The 1,062-nt window shown below is 60.6% G+C and carries 2 protein-coding genes; both read left to right on the top strand.

Annotated elements, in window-relative coordinates:
• Positions 1–205: DMT family transporter (locus tag ACNQ0W_RS25190; RefSeq protein ID WP_016810057.1), on the top strand; the 205-nt coding region annotated here is incomplete at its 5' end.
• On the top strand, positions 199–1,038 hold the full coding sequence (gene sul1, locus ACNQ0W_RS25185; RefSeq protein WP_000259031.1) for a sulfonamide-resistant dihydropteroate synthase Sul1: 840 nt from the start codon (positions 199–201) through the stop codon (positions 1,036–1,038). The genes ACNQ0W_RS25190 and sul1, both read left to right, overlap by 7 nt.
• Positions 1,039–1,062: the final 24 nt, after the last annotated feature.

The raw sequence follows: 1,062 nt of genomic DNA, 5'->3' as shown, positions 1-1,062 counted from the left end.
TCTGGTTCTGAAATCCATCCCTGTCGGTGTTGCTTATGCAGTCTGGTCGGGACTCGGCGTCGTCATAATTACAGCCATTGCCTGGTTGCTTCATGGGCAAAAGCTTGATGCGTGGGGCTTTGTAGGTATGGGGCTCATAATTGCTGCCTTTTTGCTCGCCCGATCCCCATCGTGGAAGTCGCTGCGGAGGCCGACGCCATGGTGACGGTGTTCGGCATTCTGAATCTCACCGAGGACTCCTTCTTCGATGAGAGCCGGCGGCTAGACCCCGCCGGCGCTGTCACCGCGGCGATCGAAATGCTGCGAGTCGGATCAGACGTCGTGGATGTCGGACCGGCCGCCAGCCATCCGGACGCGAGGCCTGTATCGCCGGCCGATGAGATCAGACGTATTGCGCCGCTCTTAGACGCCCTGTCCGATCAGATGCACCGTGTTTCAATCGACAGCTTCCAACCGGAAACCCAGCGCTATGCGCTCAAGCGCGGCGTGGGCTACCTGAACGATATCCAAGGATTTCCTGACCCTGCGCTCTATCCCGATATTGCTGAGGCGGACTGCAGGCTGGTGGTTATGCACTCAGCGCAGCGGGATGGCATCGCCACCCGCACCGGTCACCTTCGACCCGAAGACGCGCTCGACGAGATTGTGCGGTTCTTCGAGGCGCGGGTTTCCGCCTTGCGACGGAGCGGGGTCGCTGCCGACCGGCTCATCCTCGATCCGGGGATGGGATTTTTCTTGAGCCCCGCACCGGAAACATCGCTGCACGTGCTGTCGAACCTTCAAAAGCTGAAGTCGGCGTTGGGGCTTCCGCTATTGGTCTCGGTGTCGCGGAAATCCTTCTTGGGCGCCACCGTTGGCCTTCCTGTAAAGGATCTGGGTCCAGCGAGCCTTGCGGCGGAACTTCACGCGATCGGCAATGGCGCTGACTACGTCCGCACCCACGCGCCTGGAGATCTGCGAAGCGCAATCACCTTCTCGGAAACCCTCGCGAAATTTCGCAGTCGCGACGCCAGAGACCGAGGGTTAGATCATGCCTAGCATTCACCTTCCGGCCGCCCGCTA

It is taken from the genome of Enterobacter cloacae complex sp. 6730903 (assembly GCF_048283985.1).
Classification (GTDB): Bacteria; Pseudomonadota; Gammaproteobacteria; order Enterobacterales; family Enterobacteriaceae; genus Enterobacter; species Enterobacter hormaechei_C.
Note: the sequence above shows the minus strand (reverse complement) of the source record. Positions and strands in the feature narration are given on the sequence as shown.

What these genes read in the sequence shown, in the direction of transcription:
- sul1 (WP_000259031.1), top strand. Translation starts at nt 199, where the DNA reads ATGGTGACGGTGTTCGGCATTCTGAATCTCACCGAGGACTCCTTCTTC.